Source organism: Bartonella sp. MM73XJBT, assembly GCF_028618465.1.
Taxonomy (GTDB): Bacteria; Pseudomonadota; Alphaproteobacteria; order Rhizobiales; family Rhizobiaceae; genus Bartonella.
In genome coordinates, this window is sequence record NZ_JAQISY010000089.1 from 1 (window position 1) to 1,918 (window position 1,918).

Annotated in this window: 1 pseudogene; it reads left to right on the plus strand. The window is 41.4% G+C overall.

What is annotated here, in order from left to right:
• Positions 1-180: 180 nt before the first annotated feature.
• A pseudogene (locus PVV69_RS09705) lies at positions 181-1,918 on the plus strand (hypothetical protein); the annotation flags it as partial.

Genomic DNA, 1,918 nt, shown 5'->3' on the forward strand with positions numbered 1-1,918 from the left:
TGCCTACATTTAGATCTCAACACAGAAAGCAACGACAAAACGAAAACAAAGACTCAAAACGTTCCCACTTTGATCTGTCACTTTCCATTCAATAATCAGTAGGGAGAGTAACTAACACTGAAATGTGTCTTTTTTATGTTTTGGATATGCTTTTCAAATTTTTTCATTGGAGAGTTTGTTATGAAAAAAATATCTGCCACATCAAAGAGACCTAGTTTGAAGGCTGTGCTTATTTCTCGGCATTTATCTTTGTTTACAAAGCTCTCGTTGGGAACAGCAATGGTTGCACTCTTATCAAGTGCGTCTCCTGTATTGGCGAAAAAAATTGATATAATAGACCAACAAGTTCTTCAAAGCATAGAGAAGGCAACAGCAGTTTATTCTCAAGGGAACGATAAAAGGATTACTGCTGCTTATGATAGTCAGAACAATGTTGATGTCTCTGATTTATCTAAGGTGGGTTATGTAACAGCACTCAATAAAGTAGGCGCAAAAGTAGGCGCAGCAAAAGTGAATGCCTCTGATGATTATGCAAATTTCCTAAATGATACACTTTGGGAGAAAAGCGATCAAAAAACATCACGACTCGTAAAGGTGTCAACTAAGAGTGGAAGTATTGGTGCAGGTGACGATGATTATGTGAATGTTATATCTCCCTTGAAAGCTTCTAGCGCATCAGTAGAAAACTATCCAACAAAACCGAGTGTAAGGAGTCTGGCAAGCACAAGAGGACTTGAAAGAGCTGGGACAAGTGCTACTTCCTTAGGCCCAGGGGCAAATGCAGCGGGTCAGCAAAGTGTTGCTATTGGTAACAAGGCACAAGCAACAGGAAAATTCGCCATAACTATGGGTGATCAGGCACAGGCGACAAAAGAAGACAGTATAGCTGTAGGTCGCATGGCGCATGCTTTGGGGAAAAGCAGTACCGCATTAGGTTCTGAATATAATGAGGAGAGTACACACGGGGATAGTGATTATACCACTGCGAAGGGTGATTATTCAACGGCTTTGGGTGCTGTTTCTAAAGCTTTGGAGTTTGGTACAACGGCTGTTGGGCATCGTGCATATGCAGCGAAAGAACATGCTATTTCTATAGGTTTTTATTCAGAAGCAAATGCAGAGAAAAGTATTGCTTTAGGTTCTAACGCAAAGGCAAATGGGGACAAATCTCTTGCTCTAGGCTTTCACGCAGAGGCAAAGGCATCTAGCACTATTGTTTTAGGTTCTGAAGCAGAGGCATCAGATTCTTTTAGTGTTATTATAGGTAATACGGGAAAGGTATCAGGTGGGTATAATATTGGGTTGGGTTATGGCGCAGAGGTATCAAAGATTTTTGGTATTGCTTTAGGCCATAATGCAAATGTGGCGGGGGATGGTGGTATTGCTTTAGGCGTTGAGGCAAAGGTCAAAGAAATGCGTGGTATTGCTTTAGGCTATAGCGCAGAGGTATCAAAGATTTATGGTACTGCTTTAGGTCCTCATGCAAATGTGGCGGGGGAGAACGGTCTTGCTTTAGGTTACGTATCTAAAGTGTTGGTTGATAATGGTGTTGCTATAGGTTCCACTTCTATATCCGATAGGGCTGCTGGTGTTGCAGGTTATACTTCTCTTTTGCAAGGATCAGCCACCAACACCGGAATTGAATGGAAAAGTACGAGAGGTGCAGTGAGTGTTGGTGATACTAGTAGGCAGATAACGAGGCAGATTACAGGCGTTGCAGCTGGGAGTGAAGATGCCGATGCAGTGAATGTTAGACAGTTAAAAGACTTAGAAGAAGTTGTAAGAAAGAACGGTTGGAAACTGTCTGTTGATGGTAAGAATGCGAAAACAGTGCTTTTAGACAGTGACATAGATTTTTCTGCTGGAAGTAAAAACTTTGCAATCACAAAAGGCGATAAAGATAATAACGTAAAATTTG